Source organism: Arthrobacter sp. BL-252-APC-1A, assembly GCF_009696625.1.
Taxonomy (GTDB): Bacteria; Actinomycetota; Actinomycetes; order Actinomycetales; family Micrococcaceae; genus Arthrobacter_B.
This window is the reverse complement of the sequence record NZ_VULS01000001.1, coordinates 152,871-172,627: the sequence shown is the minus strand read 5'-3', so window position 1 is coordinate 172,627 and position 19,757 is coordinate 152,871. Positions and strand designations below refer to the sequence as shown.

18 protein-coding genes and 1 pseudogene are annotated in these 19,757 nt (G+C 65.4%); 9 read left to right on the top strand and 10 right to left on the bottom strand.

The genetic code is table 11. The features are described from left to right. Positions 1–4: 4 nt before the first annotated feature. Positions 5–928 (bottom strand): RNA polymerase sigma factor SigJ, encoded by a 924-nt coding sequence (gene sigJ, locus FYJ28_RS00760; protein WP_154577952.1) that lies wholly within the window; start codon positions 926–928, stop codon positions 5–7. Next, positions 877–1,998, bottom strand: coding sequence for an NAD(P)/FAD-dependent oxidoreductase (locus FYJ28_RS00755; protein WP_154577951.1), 1,122 nt, complete (start codon positions 1,996–1,998; stop codon positions 877–879). The genes sigJ and FYJ28_RS00755 overlap by 52 nt, the downstream gene beginning before the upstream one ends. 271 nt (positions 1,999–2,269) lie before the next feature. Here FYJ28_RS00755 and FYJ28_RS00750 point away from each other — a divergent pair, with 271 nt between their 5' ends. The 4 genes from FYJ28_RS00750 to FYJ28_RS00735 all read left to right on the top strand — a co-directional run bounded on the left by FYJ28_RS00750 (position 2,270) and on the right by FYJ28_RS00735 (position 8,210). Continuing rightward, positions 2,270–3,616: a hemolysin family protein gene (locus FYJ28_RS00750; protein WP_055242276.1), complete on the top strand. Its 1,347-nt coding sequence runs from the start codon at positions 2,270–2,272 to the stop codon at positions 3,614–3,616. Continuing rightward, on the top strand, positions 3,609–4,649 hold the full coding sequence (locus FYJ28_RS00745; protein ID WP_154577950.1) for a hemolysin family protein: 1,041 nt from the start codon (positions 3,609–3,611) through the stop codon (positions 4,647–4,649). Before FYJ28_RS00750 ends, FYJ28_RS00745 begins: the two co-directional genes overlap by 8 nt. 180 nt (positions 4,650–4,829) lie before the next feature. Further along, a complete protein-coding gene (locus tag FYJ28_RS00740) occupies positions 4,830–6,071 on the top strand; it encodes a thiolase family protein (protein WP_326831412.1) in 1,242 nt (413 codons plus the stop codon). Then, complete coding sequence (locus FYJ28_RS00735; protein ID WP_154577949.1) at positions 6,072–8,210, top strand: 3-hydroxyacyl-CoA dehydrogenase NAD-binding domain-containing protein; 2,139 nt, start codon at positions 6,072–6,074, stop codon at positions 8,208–8,210. Between the two features lie 202 nt (positions 8,211–8,412). Here the strand turns inward: FYJ28_RS00735 and FYJ28_RS00730 are convergent, their stop codons facing one another. Continuing rightward, positions 8,413–8,664, bottom strand: coding sequence for a hypothetical protein (locus FYJ28_RS00730; RefSeq protein WP_154577948.1), 252 nt, complete (start codon positions 8,662–8,664; stop codon positions 8,413–8,415). A gap of 310 nt (positions 8,665–8,974) precedes the next feature. On the opposite strand from FYJ28_RS00730, the gene FYJ28_RS00725 reads away from it, so the two are divergent. Then, positions 8,975–10,042 (top strand): hypothetical protein, encoded by a 1,068-nt coding sequence (locus tag FYJ28_RS00725; protein ID WP_154577947.1) that lies wholly within the window; start codon positions 8,975–8,977, stop codon positions 10,040–10,042. 51 nt (positions 10,043–10,093) lie between these two features. Here FYJ28_RS00725 and FYJ28_RS00720 read toward each other — a convergent pair whose 3' ends face one another. The 3 genes from FYJ28_RS00720 to arsB are packed head-to-tail and all read right to left on the bottom strand — an operon-like array spanning position 10,094 to position 13,052. Then, positions 10,094–11,497 carry an FAD-dependent oxidoreductase gene (locus tag FYJ28_RS00720; protein WP_154577946.1) on the bottom strand — a complete coding sequence of 468 codons (1,404 nt, stop codon included), beginning with the start codon at positions 11,495–11,497 and terminating at the stop codon, positions 10,094–10,096. Positions 11,498–11,505: 8 nt separating this feature from the next. Then, positions 11,506–11,943: an arsenate reductase ArsC gene (locus tag FYJ28_RS00715; protein WP_154577945.1), complete on the bottom strand. Its 438-nt coding sequence runs from the start codon at positions 11,941–11,943 to the stop codon at positions 11,506–11,508. Continuing rightward, complete coding sequence (arsB, locus tag FYJ28_RS00710) at positions 11,940–13,052, bottom strand: ACR3 family arsenite efflux transporter (protein ID WP_326831411.1); 1,113 nt, start codon at positions 13,050–13,052, stop codon at positions 11,940–11,942. Before arsB ends, FYJ28_RS00715 begins: the two co-directional genes overlap by 4 nt. A gap of 123 nt (positions 13,053–13,175) precedes the next feature. Here arsB and FYJ28_RS00705 point away from each other — a divergent pair, with 123 nt between their 5' ends. The 3 genes from FYJ28_RS00705 (at position 13,176) to nhaA (ending at position 15,097) form a co-directional block, all read left to right on the top strand. Next, positions 13,176–13,529, top strand: a complete 354-nt coding sequence (locus tag FYJ28_RS00705; RefSeq protein ID WP_326831410.1) for an ArsR/SmtB family transcription factor — start codon at positions 13,176–13,178, stop codon at positions 13,527–13,529. A gap of 59 nt (positions 13,530–13,588) precedes the next feature. After that, positions 13,589–13,759 (top strand): hypothetical protein, encoded by a 171-nt coding sequence (locus FYJ28_RS00700; RefSeq protein ID WP_154577943.1) that lies wholly within the window; start codon positions 13,589–13,591, stop codon positions 13,757–13,759. A gap of 75 nt (positions 13,760–13,834) precedes the next feature. Then, positions 13,835–15,097, top strand: a complete 1,263-nt coding sequence (gene nhaA, locus FYJ28_RS00695) for a Na+/H+ antiporter NhaA (protein ID WP_154577942.1) — start codon at positions 13,835–13,837, stop codon at positions 15,095–15,097. Here the strand turns inward: nhaA and FYJ28_RS00690 are convergent. The 4 genes and pseudogenes from FYJ28_RS00690 to FYJ28_RS00675 form a co-directional block, all read right to left on the bottom strand. Continuing rightward, a complete protein-coding gene (locus FYJ28_RS00690; protein WP_154577941.1) occupies positions 15,094–15,705 on the bottom strand; it encodes a dihydrofolate reductase family protein in 612 nt (203 codons plus the stop codon). The genes nhaA and FYJ28_RS00690 overlap by 4 nt on opposite strands. 3 nt (positions 15,706–15,708) lie before the next feature. Further along, complete coding sequence (locus FYJ28_RS00685) at positions 15,709–16,392, bottom strand: DNA alkylation repair protein (protein ID WP_154577940.1); 684 nt, start codon at positions 16,390–16,392, stop codon at positions 15,709–15,711. A 14-nt stretch (positions 16,393–16,406) separates the two neighbouring features. Further along, positions 16,407–16,883 carry a DUF2975 domain-containing protein gene (locus FYJ28_RS00680; protein ID WP_154577939.1) on the bottom strand — a complete coding sequence of 159 codons (477 nt, stop codon included), beginning with the start codon at positions 16,881–16,883 and terminating at the stop codon, positions 16,407–16,409. Between the two features lie 318 nt (positions 16,884–17,201). Continuing rightward, a pseudogene (locus tag FYJ28_RS00675) lies at positions 17,202–17,744 on the bottom strand (ABC transporter); the annotation flags it as partial. A 418-nt stretch (positions 17,745–18,162) separates the two neighbouring features. Here FYJ28_RS00675 and FYJ28_RS00670 point away from each other — a divergent pair. Next, entirely contained in the window at positions 18,163–19,731 is a 1,569-nt protein-coding gene (locus FYJ28_RS00670; protein ID WP_326831409.1) for an immune inhibitor A domain-containing protein, read from the top strand. The last annotated feature ends 26 nt before the right edge of the window (positions 19,732–19,757 follow it).

Sequence of the window (19,757 nt, the reverse complement as noted above, 5' to 3'; positions counted from 1 at the left end):
CCAGCTACTGCACCCGGTCGAGTTTGTCCGGGTTCCGCATGGCATAGACCCCTGTGATCAGCCCGTTCTCACGGGCGATCTGGAAAACGGTAGTAACCGTTCCGTTCTCCCGGAACGCGACGGCGGGCAGCCCGTTCAACTCGACGAACTCCGGCGCTGCTGCCTGCCCGAATTTGGCGCCCAGCCCAAGCAGCAGGGCTGCCACCCGTTCCGGCCCGTACACCGCCCGGCGGGCAGCACTGACCTTCCCGCCGCCGTCGGAATGCAGCACCACGTCAGGAGCCAGCACGTCCAGCAGTGCCTGGGTCTGCCCGGTCAGCGCAGCTTCCAGGAAACGCTCGACGGCGGCACGGTGCTCATCCTTGTCCGGCAGGCTGCGCGGCTGTGGTGTGCGCACCCGGCCCCTTGCGCGGTGGACCAGCTGCCGGACAGCGGGCTCGGAGGACTCCAGGACCGCTGCGACCTCCGAATACGCGAATCCGAAAACGTCCCGCAGCACCAGGGCCACGCGTTCGGGTCCGCTGAGCTGCTGCAGCAGCACCAGCATGGCGGTGGATACTTCCGCCTCGGTCAGTGCTGCCGCCTCGGGGTTCAGCCTCCCGCCGGCGTCCGGTCCGGTTGGCAGCGGCTCGGGCAGCCATTCACCCTGATAGTCCTCGCGCCGCCGTGACGCGGCGCGGACTGCATTGAGGGCCTGCCTGGACGCTGCCCGCGCCAGGTATGCCCGCGGATGCGCCGGGGCCTGGGCAACGGCGGCATACCGCAGGTACGTTTCCTGAACCACGTCCTCGGCGTCGGCTACCGAACCGGTGACGTTGTACGCGATGGTGAACACCATCCGGCGGTGCGCGAGGAACTCCTTCCCGCGGTCTGCCCTCAGGCTTCCGCCAGTGCCGGTGCTGGGGTCATCCGGGGTCCGGCCGGCCATGTGTACGCTCCGCTTCTCTTGGCTTCGCCGCGGATCCACTTCAGAGTCATGCGGCACAGTATTTCTTTTAGCATTGCGGCGGCCCTCCCGTGCAGGTGGATTCTGCGTGGGGTGTAGCCGGCGTGCAGGAATTGCAAAGCGCCGTCCTGCCGTCCGAGTGAGACACACTGCCCCTGGAAGCCGCTGTTGTGAGGCGGGAGCGGTTCCCCTGCCAGAGTGCGCAGGATGTTCGACGCCGCTTCGGCGCCCATCGGCATGGCGGTGGCACAGGTCTGCGGCAGGTATGAGTATCCGGGGTCGGTAATGACCGCGGCGTCGCCGGCTCCGAAGATCCGTTCCCGGCCCACCGCCCGCAGGCGTGAATCAACCGCCAGCCGCCCTGCGGCGTCAACTGCTAGTCCGCTTCGTGCTGCCAGGTCCGGGACCCCAAAACCGGTGCACCACAGCACTGCTGCTGCTTCGGGCAGGCGGTCCGCCTCCACCATCTCCTGCCGCACGGAAATTCCGGCGCGCTCCAGGCTGCGGAGCACACCATGCCTGGTACTGTCCGAAAAGTGTTGGATCACCGGCCCGGCGGCGTAGATCGTCACGGGGTTGTGCGGATAGGCGTGCGCCGTTTCCGCAGCAACTTCGACGGCGGTCAGTCCGCCTCCCACCACCGCTACCGGGTCCCCGGGCTTTAAGCTTCGCAGTTTGTCCCGCGCTGGACCGGCACCGGAGAGACAGCTCGGTGCTTCCGCTCCGGCGGGCACGGAGCTGTTTCCGCTTCCCACGGCGTAGACCAGCCAGTCGTAGTCCAGCACCGCCTCATTGGAAAGCGCGACGCGGCGCGAAGCTGCGTCGATGTCCTCCGCAACGCCGTACACCATCTCAATGTCCGGATGCAGCAGGCTGCTGAAGGGAACGGTCGGGTCAGCCCTGGTGCCGGCGGTGAACTCATGGAGCCGGATACGCTCCGTAAAGCGCCGTTCGGGACTGACCAGACGCACCCGCACGCCCTGTCCTGCCAGCCTGTTCGCTGCCATGACGCCGGCGTAGCCGGCGCCAAGAATTACTGCTGTCGTGTCCACGGATCTTCCTCCTGCTCTTGGGTGCCGCACCGTATTTGCGGTTGCACATAAGACACCGCCGGCAGCCGTTTTGTGACAGCAGGCACACGCGGTTTTCAGGATCAGCGCTTTGGCTAGGGCTTATCAGGATTTTCCTAGGAAATAACCGTAAGCTCTTGGCTACTATGGACGACCCTTCTCATAAACCCATGCCCTCCCCTGACCCAGATGAAGTTCTGGATGATTTGGTTCGAGGAGGGCACCCCAATTGAACGACTGGTATGAATGGCTGATGATCGGCGTCGGCCTTGTGCTGACGGTCGGTACCGGCCTGTTCGTTGCTTCTGAATTCGCCCTGGTCAACCTCGACCGCAGTGACCTCGAGGCCCGCCAGGCCGCCGGGGAGAAGCGTCTTGGTCCCACGATCAAGGCCCTGAAGATCACTTCCACCCATCTCTCAGGTGCCCAGCTGGGCATCACCCTGACCACCCTGCTTTCCGGTTACACCTTTGAACCGGCCATCAGCTCCCTGCTCCGCGGCCCGCTCACGTCGGCGGGAGTGCCCGAAGCTGTCGTCGGCGGCACCGGAGCGGTCATCGCCATCGCGGTGGCAACCCTCCTCTCGATGATCATCGGTGAACTTGTCCCGAAGAACTTCGCCCTGGCCCTCCCGAAGGCCACCGCAAAGGTCGTTGTGCCTTTCCAGGCCCTGTTCACCACCGTTTTCAAGCCCGTCATCCTGCTGTGCAACAACACCGCCAACAAGGTGATCCGCTCCTTCGGCATCGAACCGAAGGAAGAACTCTCCGGCGCCCGCAGTGCCGAGGAACTAAGCTTCCTGGTCCGCCGGTCCGCCCTGGAAGGCGTGCTGGACCAGGACCATGCCGAGCTGCTGCACCGAACCCTGCGGTTCTCCGACCACACGGCCGAAGACGTCATGACCCCGCGCGTGCGGATGGTCGGCGTCCAGGCCACGGACACTGCTGAGGACATCATCACCATTGCCGTCTCCACCGGCTACTCCCGCTTCCCTGTCCTCGGCAGGGACTCCGATGACATCCTTGGTGTGCTGCACGTGAAGCAGGCGTTCGCCCTGCCGCTGGACCAGCGTGCCACCACAACCGCGGCAGACGTCATGGTCCCGCCGCTGCGGGTCCCCGAATCCATGGGCGTTGACTCCCTGCTGGCCATCCTGCGTTCCCAGGGGCTGCAGATCGCTGTGGTGACCGACGAACACGGCGGAACTGCCGGCGTCGTCACCCTCGAAGACCTGGTAGAGGAAATCGTCGGCGAGCTGGAAGATGAACACGACCGCGCGCGCGTCGGAGTCGTCCGCACCGGACGCGCGGTCACCTTCGACGCTTCCCTGCGCCCGGATGAACTGCTTGACCGCGCCGGCATTACCGTGCCGGAAGGCGAGGACTATGAAACCCTCGCCGGCTTCGTCACGCACTGCCTGGACCGAATGCCTGAACTCGGCGACGAAGTGGAGGTTGACGACGGCGTCCTGCGCGTCGAGCGCGTGGTGGGCACGCATGTCGAGCGCCTGCGCTTCACCCCCAACCCCGGTTCGGAATCACCGCGCAGCGCGCACGACCGCCTGGTCGACACCCTGACGAAGGAAGCCATCCATGAGTGAGTACCTGCCCGGCATTATCTGGCTGTTTGTGCTGCTTGCCGTCAACGCCTTCTTTGTGGGTGCCGAATTCGCCGTCATCTCTGCCCGCCGGTCCCAGATTGAGCCCAAAGCCGCCCAGGGCAGCAAGGCCGCCAAGACCACGCTGTGGGCCATGGAACATGCCACTTTGATGCTGGCAACCAGCCAGCTGGGCATCACCGTATGTTCGCTGCTGATCCTGAACGTCTCCGAACCGGCCATCCACCACCTGCTGGAAATCCCTCTGGCCGGCACTCCGCTGACTCCGGAGGCAATCAGCATCACCGCCTTCGTCGTGGCGCTGCTGCTGGTGACCTTCCTGCACGTGGTGGTAGGCGAGATGATCCCGAAGAACATCTCCTTCTCGGTGCCGACCCGTGCGGCGCTGCTGCTGGCTCCCCCGCTGGTGCTCGTGGCAAGGATCTTCAAGCCCGTGATCTGGAGCCTGAACTCCACCGCGAACGGCGTGCTGCGCCTGTTCAAGGTGGAACCCAAGGACGAAGCCACCAGCGCCTACACCCTGGATGAAGTGGCGACGATTGTGGAGCAGTCAACCCGCGAAGGCGTCCTGGACGATACAACCGGCGCCCTGACGAACGCCTTCCAGTTCACGTCCAAGACCGTTGCCGATGTTGAGGTTCCCCTGGCCGAGATGGTGCTTGTGCCTGCTGAACCCACCCCCGCGGATATTCAGGCGGCGGTAGGCAGCCACGGCTTCTCCCGGTACATTCTGGCCGATGCGGACGGCGGGCTGACCGGCTACCTTCACCTGAAGGACGTCATGGACCTGAATACTGCGGAGAAGTTCAATGCTCCGGTTCCGGCCAAGCGGATCCGCCGCCTCGCCTCTGCGTTCCGCGGCAGCGAGCTTGAGGACGCCCTGGACACCATGCGGCGGACCGGAGCGCACGTTGCCCGCGTGTTTGACGCCGAGGGCAACACCACTGGCGTGCTCTTCCTGGAGGACATCATCGAGGAATTGGTCGGCGAAGTTCAGGACGCCACCAGCGTCTAGCTTCTCCGCCCGGTCACAAGACCCGGAATCCGCGACTCGCGGGTTCCGGGTCTTGCCGTATCTGCCGGAATTTGCTGGGCTGGAGGCGGCCTGCGCCACGCGGCGGCAACCCTTGCAGCCTAAGTTACTGGCTAGTAACATTGAGCGTGAGCTAATCCACATCTCAAAGAGGAGCAGTACGTGAGCCCACAGAGCCGAGCACGGCAGATCAGGGACGTAGTTTTCGTCGACGGCGTCCGCACGCCTTTCGGACGCGCCGGCGAGAAGGGCATGTACGCCGACACCCGTGCCGATGACCTGGTGGTCAAGTGCATCCGCGAACTCCTGCGCCGCAACCCTTCACTGCCGCCCGAGCGCGTTGACGAGGTGGCCATCGCAGCCACAACCCAGACCGGCGACCAGGGGCTGACCATCGGCCGCACGGCTGCCCTTCTGGCGGGCCTGCCCCGCACTGTTCCCGGCTTCGCCATTGACCGCATGTGCGCCGGCGCCATGACCGCCGTCACCACTACCGCTTCGGGCATCGGCTTCGGTGCGTACGACGTCGTGATTGCCGGCGGCGTAGAGCACATGGGCCACCACCCAATGGGGGCGGACGCAGATCCCAACCCGCGCTTCGTCACCGAACGCCTGGTGGACCCCGCCGCCCTGAACATGGGCAACACCGCCGAGAACCTGCACGACCGCTTCCCGGACATCACCAAGGAGCGCACCGATGCCTACGCGGCCGCCAGCCAGGAGAAACTGGCCAAGGCCTACGCCGGCAACCAGATCCAGCCGGACCTGGTTCCCGTTGCCACCAAGAAGGCCGGTGCCGGCTGGACCCTCAGCACCGTTGATGAAGGGCCCCGCCCGGGAACCACAGTCGAGGATCTCGCGACCCTGCGCACCCCCTTCCGCCCGCACGGCCGGGTCACCGCAGGCAACGCCTCCGGGTTGAACGACGGCGCCACCACGGCCCTGCTCGCTTCCGCCGACGCCGCCGAGGAACTCGGCCTCCCGGTCAAGATGCGCATGGTCGGCTACGCCTTCGCCGGCGTCGAGCCGGAGGTGATGGGCATTGGCCCGGTACCGGCCACGGAGAAGGCACTGAAGCAGACCGGCCTGTCCATCGAGGACATCGGCCTGTTCGAAATCAACGAGGCCTTCGCCGTGCAGGTGCTCTCCTTCCTGGACCACTTCGGCATTGCGGACGACGATCCCCGGGTGAACCGCTACGGCGGTGCAATCGCCGTCGGGCACCCGCTGGCGTCCTCGGGCGTTCGCCTGATGACCCAGCTGGCCCGCCAGTTCGAGGAAGACCCCTCGGTGCGCTACGGCATGACCACCATGTGCATTGGCCTGGGCATGGGCGCCACCGTCATTTGGGAGAATCCCAACCACCCCGAGTACAACACCGAGTCCACGGAGGCTTCGAAGTAAATGACTGCCACTGATTTCAAGCGCCTCGCCGGGTTGTTCCCCAACGAGGTTGTCACCCACTCCTACGTCTCCGATGTGGAGCTGCCCGGCGGTGCCGGCACCTTCGCGCTGATCACGCTCGACAACGACGTCGACCACTCCCGTCCCACCACCCTGGGCCCGAACACGCTGCTGGAACTCGGCGGTGTCCTTGATGCGCTCAAGGAGCGCGCAGACAAGGGTGAGATCGTGGGCGTCGGCGTCACTGGAAAGCCGCACTACCTGGTGGCCGGCGCGGACCTGTCCGCAGTGAAGACCCTCGGTGAGTACGAGGACGGGGTAGCCATGGCGGCACTGGGCCACGAGGTCTACGCCAAGCTCGGCAACCTTGGGGTCCCCAGCTTCGCCTTCATCAACGGTGTGGCACTGGGCGGCGGACTCGAGATTGCCCTGCAGTCCGACTACCGGACGGTCTCCACCGGTGCCGGGGCCCTCGCCCTGCCCGAGGCATTCATCGGCCTGGTTCCGGGCTGGGGCGGCGTCTACCTGCTCCCGCGCCTGATCGGTCCGGAGAACGCCGTCAAGGTGATGATCGAGAACCCGCTGAGCAACAACCGGACCCTTTCCGGCCCGGCTGCCTACAAGCTCGGCGTCGCCGATGCTCTGTTCGAACCGGCCGACTTCCTGGAGCAGTCCCTCGCCTGGGCCTCCCGGGTGATCACCGGTGCTGAGAGCGTGAACCGCCCCAACGCCGTCGAGCCTTCCGAGGTTGCTGACCGCTGGGACGCCGCCGTTGCCGCCGGGCGTGCCTTCGTTGAAGCGCGCACCTCCAACGCCGCACCGGCTCCGGCCAAGGTGCTGGACCTGCTCGAAGCGGGCAAGGACTGGACCCGTGAGCAGTCCCGCGAAGCCGAATGCGATGCCCTGGCAGAACTGATGCAGACCCCGCAGTTCCAGTCCACCGTGTACGCGTTCCTGGATCTGGTGCAGAAGCGGGGCAAGCGCCCCGCCGGAGCCCCGGACAAGAAGCTGGCCCGTCCGGTCACCAAGGTCGGCGTCGTCGGCGCAGGCCTGATGGCCAGCCAGCTCGCCCTGCTGTTCGCCAAGCAGCTCAAGGTGCCGGTGGTCATGACGGACATCGACCAGGAGCGTGTGGACAAGGGCGTGGGCTACGTACATGCCGAGGTGGACAAACTGCTCGGCAAGGGCCGCATCTCCCCCGACGCCGCGAACCGCACCAAGGCCCTGGTCACCGGATCGGTGTCGAAGGAAGCCTTCGCTGACGCGGACTTCGTCATTGAAGCTGTCTTCGAGGAAATGTCGGTCAAGAAGCAGGTCTTCGCCGAGGTGGAGGCCGTCGTCTCCCCCGAGTGCATCCTGGCCACGAACACCTCCTCGCTGTCGGTGACGGAAATGGCTGCTGACCTGCAGCACCCCGAGCGCGTTGTAGGTTTCCACTTCTTCAACCCGGTTGCCGTTATGCCACTGCTGGAGATCGTGCGCGCGCCGAAGACCGACGACGCCGTGCTGGCTACCGCGTTTGTCCTTGCGAAGCAGCTGAAGAAGACCGCCGTACTGGTCAAGGATGCTGCTGCGTTTGTGGTGAACCGGATCCTAGGGCGTATGTTCGGCGAGATCACCAAGGTCTTTGACGAGGGCACCGATGCCGCCACGGCGGACAACGCGCTGCGCCCCATGGGCCTGCCGATGACCCCGTTCAGCCTGCTTGCCCTGGTGGGCCTGCCGGTGGGACAGCACGTGCAGGAATCCCTGCGCACTGCGTTCGGTGACCGGTTCTACGTCTCGGAGAACTCGCAGAAGCTGATCGACGCCGGCATCAAGTCGCTGTGGCAGAAGGACGGGGACGGCAAGCCGTACGTGCCGCAGGAAACCCTGGACCTGCTGACGTTCGGTGACTCGCCGTCCACTTCCGAGGAAGTCCTGCGCCGCACACAGGACGCCCTCGCTGAGGAGATCGGCATGATGCTGGATGAAGGCGTTGTGGCTGGTCCGGAGGACATTGACCTCTGCGTCATCCTGGGCGCCGGCTGGCCTATGCACCTGGGCGGAATCACTCCGTACCTGGACCGCGTTGGCGCGTCGAACCGCGTGAACGGGAAGCTGTTCAACGCCGGTGCTGTTCCGGTGGCTGCTGCCTAGTTCTTCACCTGTTTTGCCCGCTTAGCCCGCTTGGCCCGCTTGGCCCGCTTGGCCCGCTTGGCCCGCTTGGCCCGCTTGGCCCGCGCCGGGCGGACCGGAACGGCGGCAACGAAACTCCTTTGCTCGCAGAGCTCGCCGGAGTATTAACGCCGCCTAACCCGGTCCGTCCGGCGCTTTTTGCGTGTGCTGCTCCCTGCTTGTCTCAGGTGCGTGCCCGGCGGAGCAGGACGGCGACGGTGGCGCCGAGCGCGGCGGCCAGCAGGAGACCGGCGGGGATGAGCCGCATCCCCGTCGGGGCATCCGCCACGATAAGAATGATGTTCAGAGCGGTGAATACGCCGAGGAATGCCGCTATTGGCCACCACTTAAACCTGGAGGCGGCCTGCGGTGGCTCGGCGTCATTCCCCGTTGATACACCGTGCTCGCTGTCATTTCCTGCTGAGTCGCTGGCCATGAGACCCAGTATGCATGGGTCCCGCCATTCACGGCCGCCGAGGTTCTCCCGCCGCCGACGAACCTTCGGGGAGATAACGCTGCAATGGGTCTTTCGCGCCCAACCTTCGGGGAGTTGACGCCGGAATACGGCTCCCATAAGGGCGGTACCTCACCGAAGGTTGCGCCGAAGCGTCCCTAAAAGCCGTTATCTCCCCAGAGGATGGGGGAATCCCTCGGATCCCCTGAGGTGTTTGCCTCGGCTCGAACCGGGCAGCCCGATCGACGGCACGCGGCGGCCGGTGGAGCCGGCGATATGCAAGGATGAGCGGATGAAAACAGAGCCTGGCCTGCTGCTCGAGGGTCCCCGCGGGCGGCGCCTGTGTCTTGAACTCGCGACGGAACTTGATTCCGGCGTTCGAAGCGCAGTCTTCCATCTTGGGTATGACCTGGACCCCGGCAAAGGAACCTCCACAGTCATGTTCGCCTTGTCCAGCTCCAGTTCAGACGGCGGTACACCCAGCGAGGACCCGTCCGTGGAGGGCCTGGCAACAACACTTCTATCGATCGATACGTCCAGCATCACGGACGAGAACGTCGCGCGGGCCCTGGAACGAGCTGTCGGTACGGCACGCTACTGGCAGGAGCCTGACGGTGAGGATGTGCTCGCCGGGATTCCAGCCATCGCCGACGCGCTCCGTCCGATCGCCGGGCAGGTCCTTGCCACCCATGCCGGGCAAACATGGTCGCAGGAGCATCAGGCAGGGCAATGGGCCATCGACTGGCGTTCCGCAGAGGATCCGGCACCGCTGCCCCGGAATCCGCAGGAGGTACTGAACAGGTGGGCGGAAGAAATCCGCGCCGACGAAGCGCAGGCCGCACAGGACCGCCCTGACAGTGTTCATGCCAACGTCTCCGGCAACTGGTGGTCTTTCCCCCTCGGCCTCCTCCGGACAACCGGTGCCATCCCCGCCGCCCTGAACCTTGTGGAGGACTCTATGGGCTGGCAGGAAGCAACAACCATTCCGGTCTACGCGGTCGGCCGGACTTTCGAAATCCGCACCGCCACTGACTGGAGTGCACTCTGCCGGCGCTTTCCCCTGGACGTCACTGCTTCCCGCCGCCATGACTGGTTCCGCACCACCGGACGGGACGGCCCCTGGGTGATCCCGGATTGGCAGCGGGTTGCCAATGAATGGGACGCAGTACATCTGACGACCATGGGCTACCTGAACACGGCTGGCCGGGCGCTTGATGTGGACGCTGACACTGCCACAGTGCTCGCCGGGTGGGATCCCGACAGCACACTGTGGCTGACCGACGTCGTCCGTGAAGCAGAGACGCCGCGGCAAACATGGTCCCGCAGGCCAAACGACGACCTTTGGTCCCGAACGCGCTGACTCCACACATGGACAGGACTATGTGCCGGAACCGTCGTCAGCGTGGTGCTTTTAGCCCTCCTCACGGGCGGAGCGCCCGTGGGCCAAACCAGTGGGTATACCCAGGAAAGCCGGCTCCGGTGCAGCACAGCAGGATGACTCCGCTTCCTCATCAGCCGCAGGCGCATCACAGCAGCTGCCGCCGAGGTCCGTAGAGCAGACACCGGTTTCCGGCAGGACAAGCTCCACCCTCTCCGCAGCTTCCCGGTCTCCCGCCAAGGCTGCGGCAATGGAGCGGACCTGCTCGTAGCCGGTGGCCATCAGGAACGTGGGAGCGCGACCGTAGGACTTCATGCCCACAATGTAGAAGTCCTTTTCCGGGTGGGACAGGAGCCTGGCACCGTGCGGCTCCACGGTGCCGCAGCTGTGGAACTCGGGGTCGATGAGCGGTCCGAGCTGCCGCGGGGCTTCCACCGCCGGATCAAGGTCCAGACGGACCTCACGCAGCATGTCCAGATTGGGACGGAAGCCGGTGGCGGGCACCAGCAGGTCCACGTTCAGCTGACGTTCGCCGGCAGGAGTACTTCCCACAACGGTGAGGCTGTCCGACGTCTTGAATCCGGTGATCCGGAATGAAGTGTGCAGTTCAATTCGTCCCGCTTCGACGAGGGCACGCAGCCGGGTTCCAAGGGCGCCGCGGGCGGGCAGTCCGTCCAGGTCGCCGCCACCGTAGACCCCGGCGGGCGAGCTGCTGCGGATGGCCCAGCTGATCCGGGTATCCGGCTCCAGTTCAGCCAGCTCCCCCAATGCCAGGAGCGTATTGGCAGCAGAGTGGCCGGCGCCCACAACCAGGACATGCCTGCCCGCAAACCGGTCACGCTCACGGCCGGCTCCATCAGGAAGCGGGGCAGTGATGACGCCGGCAGCGCAAGCCTCTGCTTCGCCGGCGGCAGGAAGTCCCGACTGGCCGAGCGGGTTTGGGGTGTTCCAGGTACCGGAGGCATCAATGACTGCGCGGACCCGGTAATCAGCCACACTGCCGGATGCTTCCCGGACCCGGAGCAGGAACGGCGCGCTCTCCCGTCCGCCGGTTCGGGTCTTGTCCAGGCCGTCACGGGTGACGGCCAGGACTTCACTGTTCAACCGCAGGGCGGCCCTGAGTGCAGGGACGGCAGCAAGCGGGCGAAGGTACTGCTCCACGAGTTCGTTTCCGGTGGGCAGCGACTGCGCATCCGGTTCCTGCCAGCCGGTGCCTTCCAGCAGGCGGCCGGCGGCGGCGTCGACGTCGTACTGCCACGGTGAGAACAGCCGGACGTGCCCCCAGGCGCTGACGGCGGCGGCTGGTGTACTGCCGGCCTCGAAGATGACGGGATTCAGTCCGCGTTCGAGCAGGTGCGCGGCGGCAGCCAACCCCACCGGGCCGGAGCCGATGACAGCGACGGGAAGCTGGGACAGTGCGGTGTCGGTCTGCGACATTGGATTCCTTAGGCGAAAGGGGTGGGTTGGGATGAGTCGCCGGCCAGCAGGTCGGCAACCAGGGCTTCGATGCGGGACCGGATGCTGTCGCGGATCGGGCGGACGGCGTCGAGGCCCTGTCCGGCGGGATCGTCGAGTTCCCAGTCTTCGTAGCGTTTTCCCGGGAAGACCGGACAGGTGTCCCCGCAGCCCATGGTGATGACGACGTCGGACTCCCGCACCGCGTCGGTGGTCAGGACCTTCGGCAGCTCGGCGGACATGTTGATGCCGTCTTCGGCCATCGCTGCAACGGCGGCCGGGTTGATCCGGTCCGCGGGCTCGGATCCGGCAGACCGGACGTCGATGCGCCCTGCGCCAAGGACCCGGAGGTAGGCGGCGGCCATCTGCGAGCGGCTGGCGTTGTGGACGCAGACGAACAGGACGGATGGTTTGGCTGCGGAGGTCATCGGCGTGCCTCTTCTGCCGGAGCTGCGGGGGCTGGTGTAGCAGCAGGCCAGTATTTCTTCCGTGCCCACACGGCGACGTAGACAAGGGCTACGAGGACGGGAACTTCGATCAGCGGCCCTACGACGCCGGCCAGCGCCTGGCCGGAGGTCGCACCGTAGGTTCCGATCGCCACGGCGATGGCGAGTTCGAAGTTGTTTCCGGCGGCAGTGAAGGCCAGCGTGGTGGTGCGCGGGTAGCCCATCTTCAGGATCCGGCCGAGCAGCATCCCGGCACCGAACACCACTACGAAGTAGACCAGCAGCGGCAGGGCGATGCGTGCGACGTCGAGCGGGTTCGCGGCAATCTCGTCGCCCTGCATCGCGAACAGCACCACGATGGTGAACAGCAGCCCGTAGAGTGCCCACGGGCCGATCTTCGGCAGGAACCGCCCCTCATACCAGGCGCGCCCCCGGGCCCGTTCACCGAACGTACGGGTGAGGAATCCGGCCAGGAGCGGAATGCCGAGGAATATGAGCACACTGAGCGTGATGGCCCAGAAGGAGAAGTCCGTGCTGGTTGTCTCCAGGCCCAGCCAGCCGGGCAGGACCTGCAGGTAGAACCAGCCCAGCGCGCCGAAGGCAAGGACCTGGAACACCGAGTTGATGGCCACCAGCACCGCCGCGGCCTCACGGTCGCCGCAGGCAAGATCGTTCCAGATCATCACCATCGCGATGCAGCGGGCCAGCCCCACGATGATCAGCCCGGTGCGGTATTCGGGCAGGTCCGGGAGGAAGATCCAGGCGAGGGCAAACATAAACCCAGGCGCCGCCACCCAGTTCAGGATCAGGGACGTGACCATGAGTTTGCGGTCAGCCACCACCTTGCCGGTCTCGCTGTAACGGACCTTCGCCAGCACCGGATACATCATCACCAGGAGCCCGACGGCGATGGGCAGGGACACGTCTGCGACCTTCACTGAGTCCAGGGCGGCTCCAATACCTGGAATGAAGCGGCCCAGAAGCAGACCTGCCGCCATGGCAGCGACGATCCAGACCGGCAGGAACCGGTCAAGGGTGGAAAGCCGTGCGGCGGCCTGGGCGGCTGCTGGTGCGGCGGCGGGGTTGGGCACGGTGCTCCTCAGCGGAAAGGGGTTTGGCGCGGCCGGGCGCGGCCGGGACCTATATCGATATCTGTCAATGTCGACTATCCCGCCAGGCATCGATGAATGTCAATCTGAGTGCATAATGGTTCGGTGGACACTGCCGAGAGAGCTCCCGAGCCCGTTGCCGATGCCTGCTGCCCGTCCGTGACCCAAGAGATACTCAGCGCCGAGGACGCGCAGCGCTTCGCCCAGCTCCTCAAGGCCGTGGCGGAGCCAACTCGGCTGCGCCTGGTGTCTATCATTGCCGCGCAGGAGAACAAAGAGGCCTGCGTCTGCGATCTCACGGAACCCGTCGGCCTGGGACAGCCCACTGTCTCCCACCACCTGAAGATCCTGGTGGACGCCGGAATCCTGCGCCGCGAGAAGCGTGGAGTGTGGGCGTATTACGCCATCATCCCGGGCGCCCTGGAGAGGGCTGCAGCTGTCCTGTCCCCTGCTTCCTGAACCTGGCAGCCGACGTCACACGGGCCGGATTTATCAGCATCCTTGCTAGACTGGACGCCATGACTGCCCGCCGCCTCCTGTTTACCCGTGCTTCTGCACAGGTGCTGACGGCGTACCTGAAGCGGCTGCTGCTGGCCAAGCGGGCCAGCGGAACCAACGGCTGGATGAGTTCCTGGGGCACCAACGCGCACGGCGAGATCGCCGGCTGCCCGCCGCCACGCACCTGCTAAGCACCTGCGTTCTGATCTGAGGACGGACAGGTGCACTCTGCCCTGCCCCCGGTACCCCGCGTGAAAGAACCAGCCATGTCCCACTCTTCCCCTGCCCTACCCGAAAACCAGCAGCCGCACTCAATTTGGCGCGGTGTCCACCAGACCCTCGGCAAGGACACAACAGGAGGTGCCCTCCTGCTGGGCGCCACCGTGATTGCACTCATCCTGGCCAACTCGCCCCTGGCTGACTTTTACGAGTCAGTACGGGAGTTTTCCTTCGGCCCCGAAGCCCTGCACCTGAATCTCAGCGTTGCTGCCTGGGCGGCGGATGGCCTGCTGGCCGTCTTCTTCTTTGTTATAGGCCTTGAGCTGAAGGAGGAGTTCGTCGCCGGCAAGCTCCGCGACCCGCGCACCGCCGTCGTGCCTATTGTCGCCGCCATGGGCGGAGTCGCCGTCCCGGCGCTGATCTTCACGCTGATCAACCTCAATGCCAGCGGAGACGCCCTCAACGGGTGGGCGATTCCGGCCGCCACCGACATCGCCTTCGCTGTAGCCGTCATCGCAGTGGTGGGCAGGATGCTGCCGCCGGCACTGCGGACCTTCCTGCTGACCCTGGCCGTCGTGGACGACCTGCTGGCCATCTCCATCATCGCCGTCTTCTATACCGACGAGATCGCGTTCCTTCCGCTGCTGGCCGCCCTGCTGCCGCTGGCGGTCTTCGCTGTGCTGGTCCAGCGCGGCGTCCGGACCTGGTGGGTGCTGATTCCCCTGGGTGTGTGTGTCTGGGCCCTGATCCATGCCTCCGGCATCCACGCTACGGTGGCCGGCGTCCTGCTTGGCTTTATGGTTCCCGTTATTGCGAAGGGCCGTGCCAAGGTTCCGGCCGGCACGCGGGAAGACGGCACCCCGCTCTTCGAGGGCCTGGCCGCCCATTTTGCGGACAAGTGGTCCGTGTTCTCCAGCGCCGTCGCTGTGCCGGTCTTCGCATTCTTCTCCGCCGGGGTTACGGTGGGCGGCTTCAGCGGACTGCTCGAGTCCCTCGGAGACAGCATCGCGCTCGGCATCATCGGCGGGCTGGTCCTCGGCAAGGCGATCGGAATCACCGGAGGTACGTTCCTGATCACGAGACTGCGCGGAATCACCATAGACAAGTCCCTGGCCTGGATCGACATCGTGGGGATGTCCTTCATCGCCGGCATCGGCTTTACCGTGTCCCTGCTGGTTGGCGAGCTTTCCTACGATCCTGCCGGCGCCGCGTCAGACCACATGAAGGTGGGAGTCATCGTGGGATCGATGATTTCCGCGACGATCGGCGCCGTGATCCTAACCGCCCGGAACCGTCATTACCGCCACTAGTCACCGGCGTCGAGCCCCGTCACCGGAATCCCCGAACGTTCATAGACCAGGCGGACAACGCCGGATGGGAAAGCCTGCGGTTCTGCGGCAAGGGTGAAGGCAGCGGGAACACCGGAACCGTTGGCGAAAACGCGTTTCCCTGAGCCGAGCGTTATGGGATAGAGGAACAGGTTCAGCCGGTCCAGGATTCCTGCCGCCAGGAGCGAACCGGCCAGTGCCCCGCTGCCCACGACATGAATGTCCTCATGGCGTTCCTTCAGCTGCGCCGCCTTGTCCGCGGCGGACAGGACCGTGGTCCCGTCCCAGCCGGCGCCTTCCAGTGTCCGGGACACCACGTACTTGTCCATCGAGTTGAACTTCTCCGCGATCGGGTTGGAATTCCCGCGCTGAGGCCAGTACCGGGCGAAGATGTCGTAGGTCCGCCGTCCCAGCAGGAGGGCGTCCATGTCATTGATTCCCTCCATGATCGCGGCGCCGGATTCAGCATCGGCGAAGGCAGCCTGCCAGCCGCCGAGGGTGAACCCTCCCGAGGGGTCCTCATCCGCTCCGCCGGGGCCCTGGTAAACGCCGTCCAGTGTGAGAAACAGGTCAAGGGAAATCGTTCCCATGGTTCACTCCCCCGCCTGCCGGCGGACGATCTCCGTAATCCACACTGGTGCGTAGGGTGAGGTGCAGTTTGGCGGCGTGGGATAGTCCTTGAGCACTTCCAGCCGTTCGCCGATGGCTATGGCGCGGGAGCGAAACTGGGGGTGAGCGATGCCGATCTGGGCCAGGCAGGTGTTCATGGCCCACTGCAGCCGGCTGGGTGCGTCCTGCATGTGCGCCTCTATTGTGTCCAGGAGGGCTGGCAGGTCCAGGCCATCGGCGTTTCTGGCCACCTGATCGCTGGTCAGCGCCCAGCCGGCGCTTGCCACCACGGGATCGGCGTCGGTGAACCAAGCGCGGCGCAGGTCTTCGACGTGCTGATTCTTCTTGACGACATAGTTCACCAGCCAGTCCTGCACCTTTGGACTACGTGCCTCGCGCAGCATGGAATCCAGTTCGTCCTGGGTGAAGGACTTGGGCCTGGAGATCAGCAGCGCCAGCAGGCGAGCCGCGGTGTCACCGGTTTGCCAGAGCTGACGGGACAGGTCCTGCTGCGCCTTCAGCTCCTTGGCGACGGCGCGAAGCCGGGTCAGGTTCACCCCGTGGTCGTCACCGTGCCTCTCGTTGATCGCCCGCATCTTCGGGTCCTCAAGGGAGGCCAGCTGGTCCATCACCTCATTCACCGTGGTTCCGGTGCTTGTTACGGGCATGCTGCTGTTTCCTCTCACGTCCAGTGGGCGGGCCCGGGGATCTCTGCGGTGCCGCTGCTGCCTCGCAGGACCCTGTTCCGCAGCGCAACCGCAGCAGGAACGAGCGCCAGCCCGGCAAGAAGCCCCATGAGCATCAGCGGGCCGCCCACGGAGGCTACGGACCCGGCGTGTGCGCAAATCCCGGCAACGGTTATGCCGGACAGACCGAGAGACGCTGCGATGACGTTTGCCGGTTCGGCTGCGCCGAGAGTCAGTCCGCCTTCTGCCACCACGATGCTGAGTATCCGCCACGCCGCCAGCAGCGCCGCTTCAAGGCAGGCTACTGCCACAATCGCCGCAATCGCGTACGGGACGGCGAGATGTGCGGCCTGCGGATACGCCGCGGCGTACTCGCCCGCAAGGCGCGGCAGCAGCACTGTCTGTGACAACAGGGCCAGGAGTCCCAGGGTCACCAGGACAAAACGGAGCGGCAGTGCTTCGTGCTTGGTCATAGCGCAATGCTCGTCAGGTCCGTTCGTACTGTCAACCACACGTTTGTGGGCCCTGCTCGTTCGTTCGGGCCAGCAACCTTCGGGGAGATAACGCTGGAAAGCAGCATCCGGGTTTAGCCTTCGTGGAGATAACGCTCGTATGGAGCTCCCAATACGGCGTTATCTCCCCAAACGTTTCGCGGAACCCGCTCCAAAGAGCGTCAAGTCACCGAAGGTTGTTGTGCCAACCGTATTGCCGGCGATCTCTACGGCAGTGGGGCTTGGGCCAGGCGGCACGCCGGTTGCCGATCCGCCGGTCCGTTCCTTCCGGCCGCCCTGTCAGAGTCTCGTCAACGCAGCAGCCAGGTACGGCGCCGTCCGGCTCGCTTCACAGGCAGCAACTTCCTCGGCGGGTCCGGCACAGATGATCCGGCCGCCGTCGCCGCCGCCTGTCGGACCCATGTCGATCACCCAGTCAGCAGACGCCACCACGTTCATCGAGTGCTCAACCACTACAACGGTGTTGCCCGCGTCCACGAGCCGGTTCAGCTGGGCCAGCAGAAGCTGCACATCCTGCGGGTGCAGGCCGGTAGTTGGCTCGTCCAGCAGGTAGAGGGTGTGCCCGCGCCGGGCGCGCTGCAGTTCGGTGGCCAGTTTAATGCGCTGCGCTTCGCCGCCGGAGAGCTCCGTGGCGGGCTGGCCGAGCCTCAGGTAACCGAGGCCGACGTCGAGCAGGGTGTGCAGGCTGCGGGCTGCGGCCGGAAGGTCGGACAGGAACTCCGCCGCGGTTTCCACCCGCATGCCAAGGACATCCGCAATGGATTTGCCCCGGTAGGTGATTTCCAGGGTCTCGTCGTTGTACCGGGCACCGTGGCAGTCGGGCCAGCGCCTGAATTGAGGGGCGCGCCACTACCGCCGCACTCCCCGCACCACAAGATCCTGAACCCGATTCCAGCGTCCGTTCCTTCAAATGGATCCGACACGGGCCGGCTTTCTCCGTCGTTCAGCGATGCGGCATAGCGTAAGCGCACCTCACTCACACTCGCATTCACTAAGGGGATCATGTGAAGCAAGAATTCAGGCAGCGCAATCTGCGGTGCGCGCTGGCACTCGCCCTGGGCGGCGCCGTCGTCCTGGCTCCAGTCCCGGCCATCGCTGCTCCGGCGCCTGACAGTGCCACCAGTGCTCCTGCGCCGGACGGAAGTCCGGGCAGGAGCGACGACCGCCCGGATGCGGCGGCCGACGAACGCCGGACTCTCAACCGGCAGGCAGTGGAAAAGGTCATCCGCAGCGAAGCCCCGTGCAGAAGAGGGGAGGATCCCAGGCCGTCCAGGTCGCTCCGGGCCAGTGGGCCGAGTACGGGCTGGAAGACAGCGACCAGATCCTGTCCTTCCTGATCGACTTCGGCGACAAGGTCGATCCGCGCTTCCCTGACAGCGAACCCGGACCGCGGCACAACCAGATCCCGCAGCCGGACCGTTCCACGGACAACTCCACCTACTGGGAGGAGAAGTTCGATCGCGAGCACTACATGGACCTCTTCTTCAACCCGCAGGGCGAGTCGATGAAAACCGTCTTCGAGGAACTCTCGAGCGGTCGCTACACCGTTGACGGAGACGTCAGCGACTGGGTCACCGTCCCGTACAACACCGCCAGCTACGGGGAAACGGAAAGCCAGACGGACATGACAAGGTTCGTCCAGGACGCGGCGGATGCCTGGTACGAGGCGCAGATTGCCGGCGGCAAGACAGCTGCCGAAATCGATGCGTATCTGGCCGGTTTCGACCAGTGGGACCGCTACGACTACAACAACAACGGCAACTTCGATGAGCCGGACGGGTACATCGACCACTTCCAGGCCATCCATGCCGGCGAAGGCGAGGAAGCCGGAGCGCCGTCGTCCTCGATCTGGGCACACCGCTGGTCTGTCGGGCAGGCCGGACGCGGCACTCAGGGACCGGCAGCGAACCCCTTTGGCGGCGTAAAGATCGGCGGCTCCCAGCACTGGATCCGTGACTACACGACCGAACCCGAGAACGGCGGTTTGGGTGTCTTTGCCCACGAATACGCCCACGACCTGGGCCTGCCCGATCTTTACGACACCAGCGGCGGCGAAAACGGAACCGGATTCTGGACGCTGATGAGCTCCGGCTCGTGGCTCGGACATGGGAACGGAGACATTGGCACCACGCCGAACCACATGGGCGCGTGGGAGAAACTGCAGCTCGGCTGGCTGGATTACGACGCCGCGAAGGCCGGGAAAAAATCAACGCACATGCTCGGCCCGTCTTTCCATGCGACCAAGAAGCAGCAGGCGCTCGTCGTGGTGCTGCCCCGGGACGCGCAGGGCAACGGCCGGTACTACCTCGCCGAGAACCGGCAGTACATGGGCTACGACTCGACCCTGCAGACCGGGCCGTACAACTTCGGCTGGCCGCTGACCGCCCCGAACACTGTCGAGCACTACCCGTACCAGGACGGCCTGCTGATCACGTACTGGAACGAGGGACAGCGCAACAACAACACGCGGCAGCACCCCGGCGCCGGGCTGGCCCTTCCGGTCGATGCCCGGCCGCAGGCACTGAACTGGTCCGACGGCGTCGTGGCCCGGAACCGGATCCAGAGCTTCGATGCAACGTTCGGCAAGGAATCCACGGATCCAATCAGCCTGCACCGGGAAACACCGGCGGGAATGACAACCCTCCAGGTGCCGTCCCGCGCGGGCATCCCCTTCTTCAATGACACGAATCCGAATGCCTACTACGATCCCGCGAACCCGCAGAACAGCGTCATCGTGGGCGGAACAGGTACCACCATTGAAGTCATCCAAAGCAATAAGAAGGGCATGATGACGGTCCGCGTCAACTAAGCGGCACGACACGGACACGGTGCGGC

Excerpts from the sequence above, each read along its gene's own strand:
- sigJ (WP_154577952.1), bottom strand. The coding sequence starts at position 928 with ATGGCCGGCCGGACCCCGGATGACCCCAGCACCGGCACTGGCGGAAGC.
- FYJ28_RS00750 (WP_055242276.1), top strand. The coding sequence starts at position 2,270 with ATGATCGGCGTCGGCCTTGTGCTGACGGTCGGTACCGGCCTGTTCGTT.
- FYJ28_RS00745 (WP_154577950.1), top strand. The coding sequence starts at position 3,609 with ATGAGTGAGTACCTGCCCGGCATTATCTGGCTGTTTGTGCTGCTTGCC.
- FYJ28_RS00735 (WP_154577949.1), top strand. The coding sequence starts at position 6,072 with ATGACTGCCACTGATTTCAAGCGCCTCGCCGGGTTGTTCCCCAACGAG.
- FYJ28_RS00730 (WP_154577948.1), bottom strand. The coding sequence starts at position 8,664 with ATGGCCAGCGACTCAGCAGGAAATGACAGCGAGCACGGTGTATCAACG.
- FYJ28_RS00725 (WP_154577947.1), top strand. The coding sequence starts at position 8,975 with ATGAAAACAGAGCCTGGCCTGCTGCTCGAGGGTCCCCGCGGGCGGCGC.
- FYJ28_RS00720 (WP_154577946.1), bottom strand. The coding sequence starts at position 11,497 with ATGTCGCAGACCGACACCGCACTGTCCCAGCTTCCCGTCGCTGTCATC.
- FYJ28_RS00715 (WP_154577945.1), bottom strand. The coding sequence starts at position 11,943 with ATGACCTCCGCAGCCAAACCATCCGTCCTGTTCGTCTGCGTCCACAAC.
- FYJ28_RS00700 (WP_154577943.1), top strand. The coding sequence starts at position 13,589 with ATGACTGCCCGCCGCCTCCTGTTTACCCGTGCTTCTGCACAGGTGCTG.
- nhaA (WP_154577942.1), top strand. The coding sequence starts at position 13,835 with ATGTCCCACTCTTCCCCTGCCCTACCCGAAAACCAGCAGCCGCACTCA.
- FYJ28_RS00690 (WP_154577941.1), bottom strand. The coding sequence starts at position 15,705 with ATGGGAACGATTTCCCTTGACCTGTTTCTCACACTGGACGGCGTTTAC.
- FYJ28_RS00685 (WP_154577940.1), bottom strand. The coding sequence starts at position 16,392 with ATGCCCGTAACAAGCACCGGAACCACGGTGAATGAGGTGATGGACCAG.
- FYJ28_RS00680 (WP_154577939.1), bottom strand. The coding sequence starts at position 16,883 with ATGACCAAGCACGAAGCACTGCCGCTCCGTTTTGTCCTGGTGACCCTG.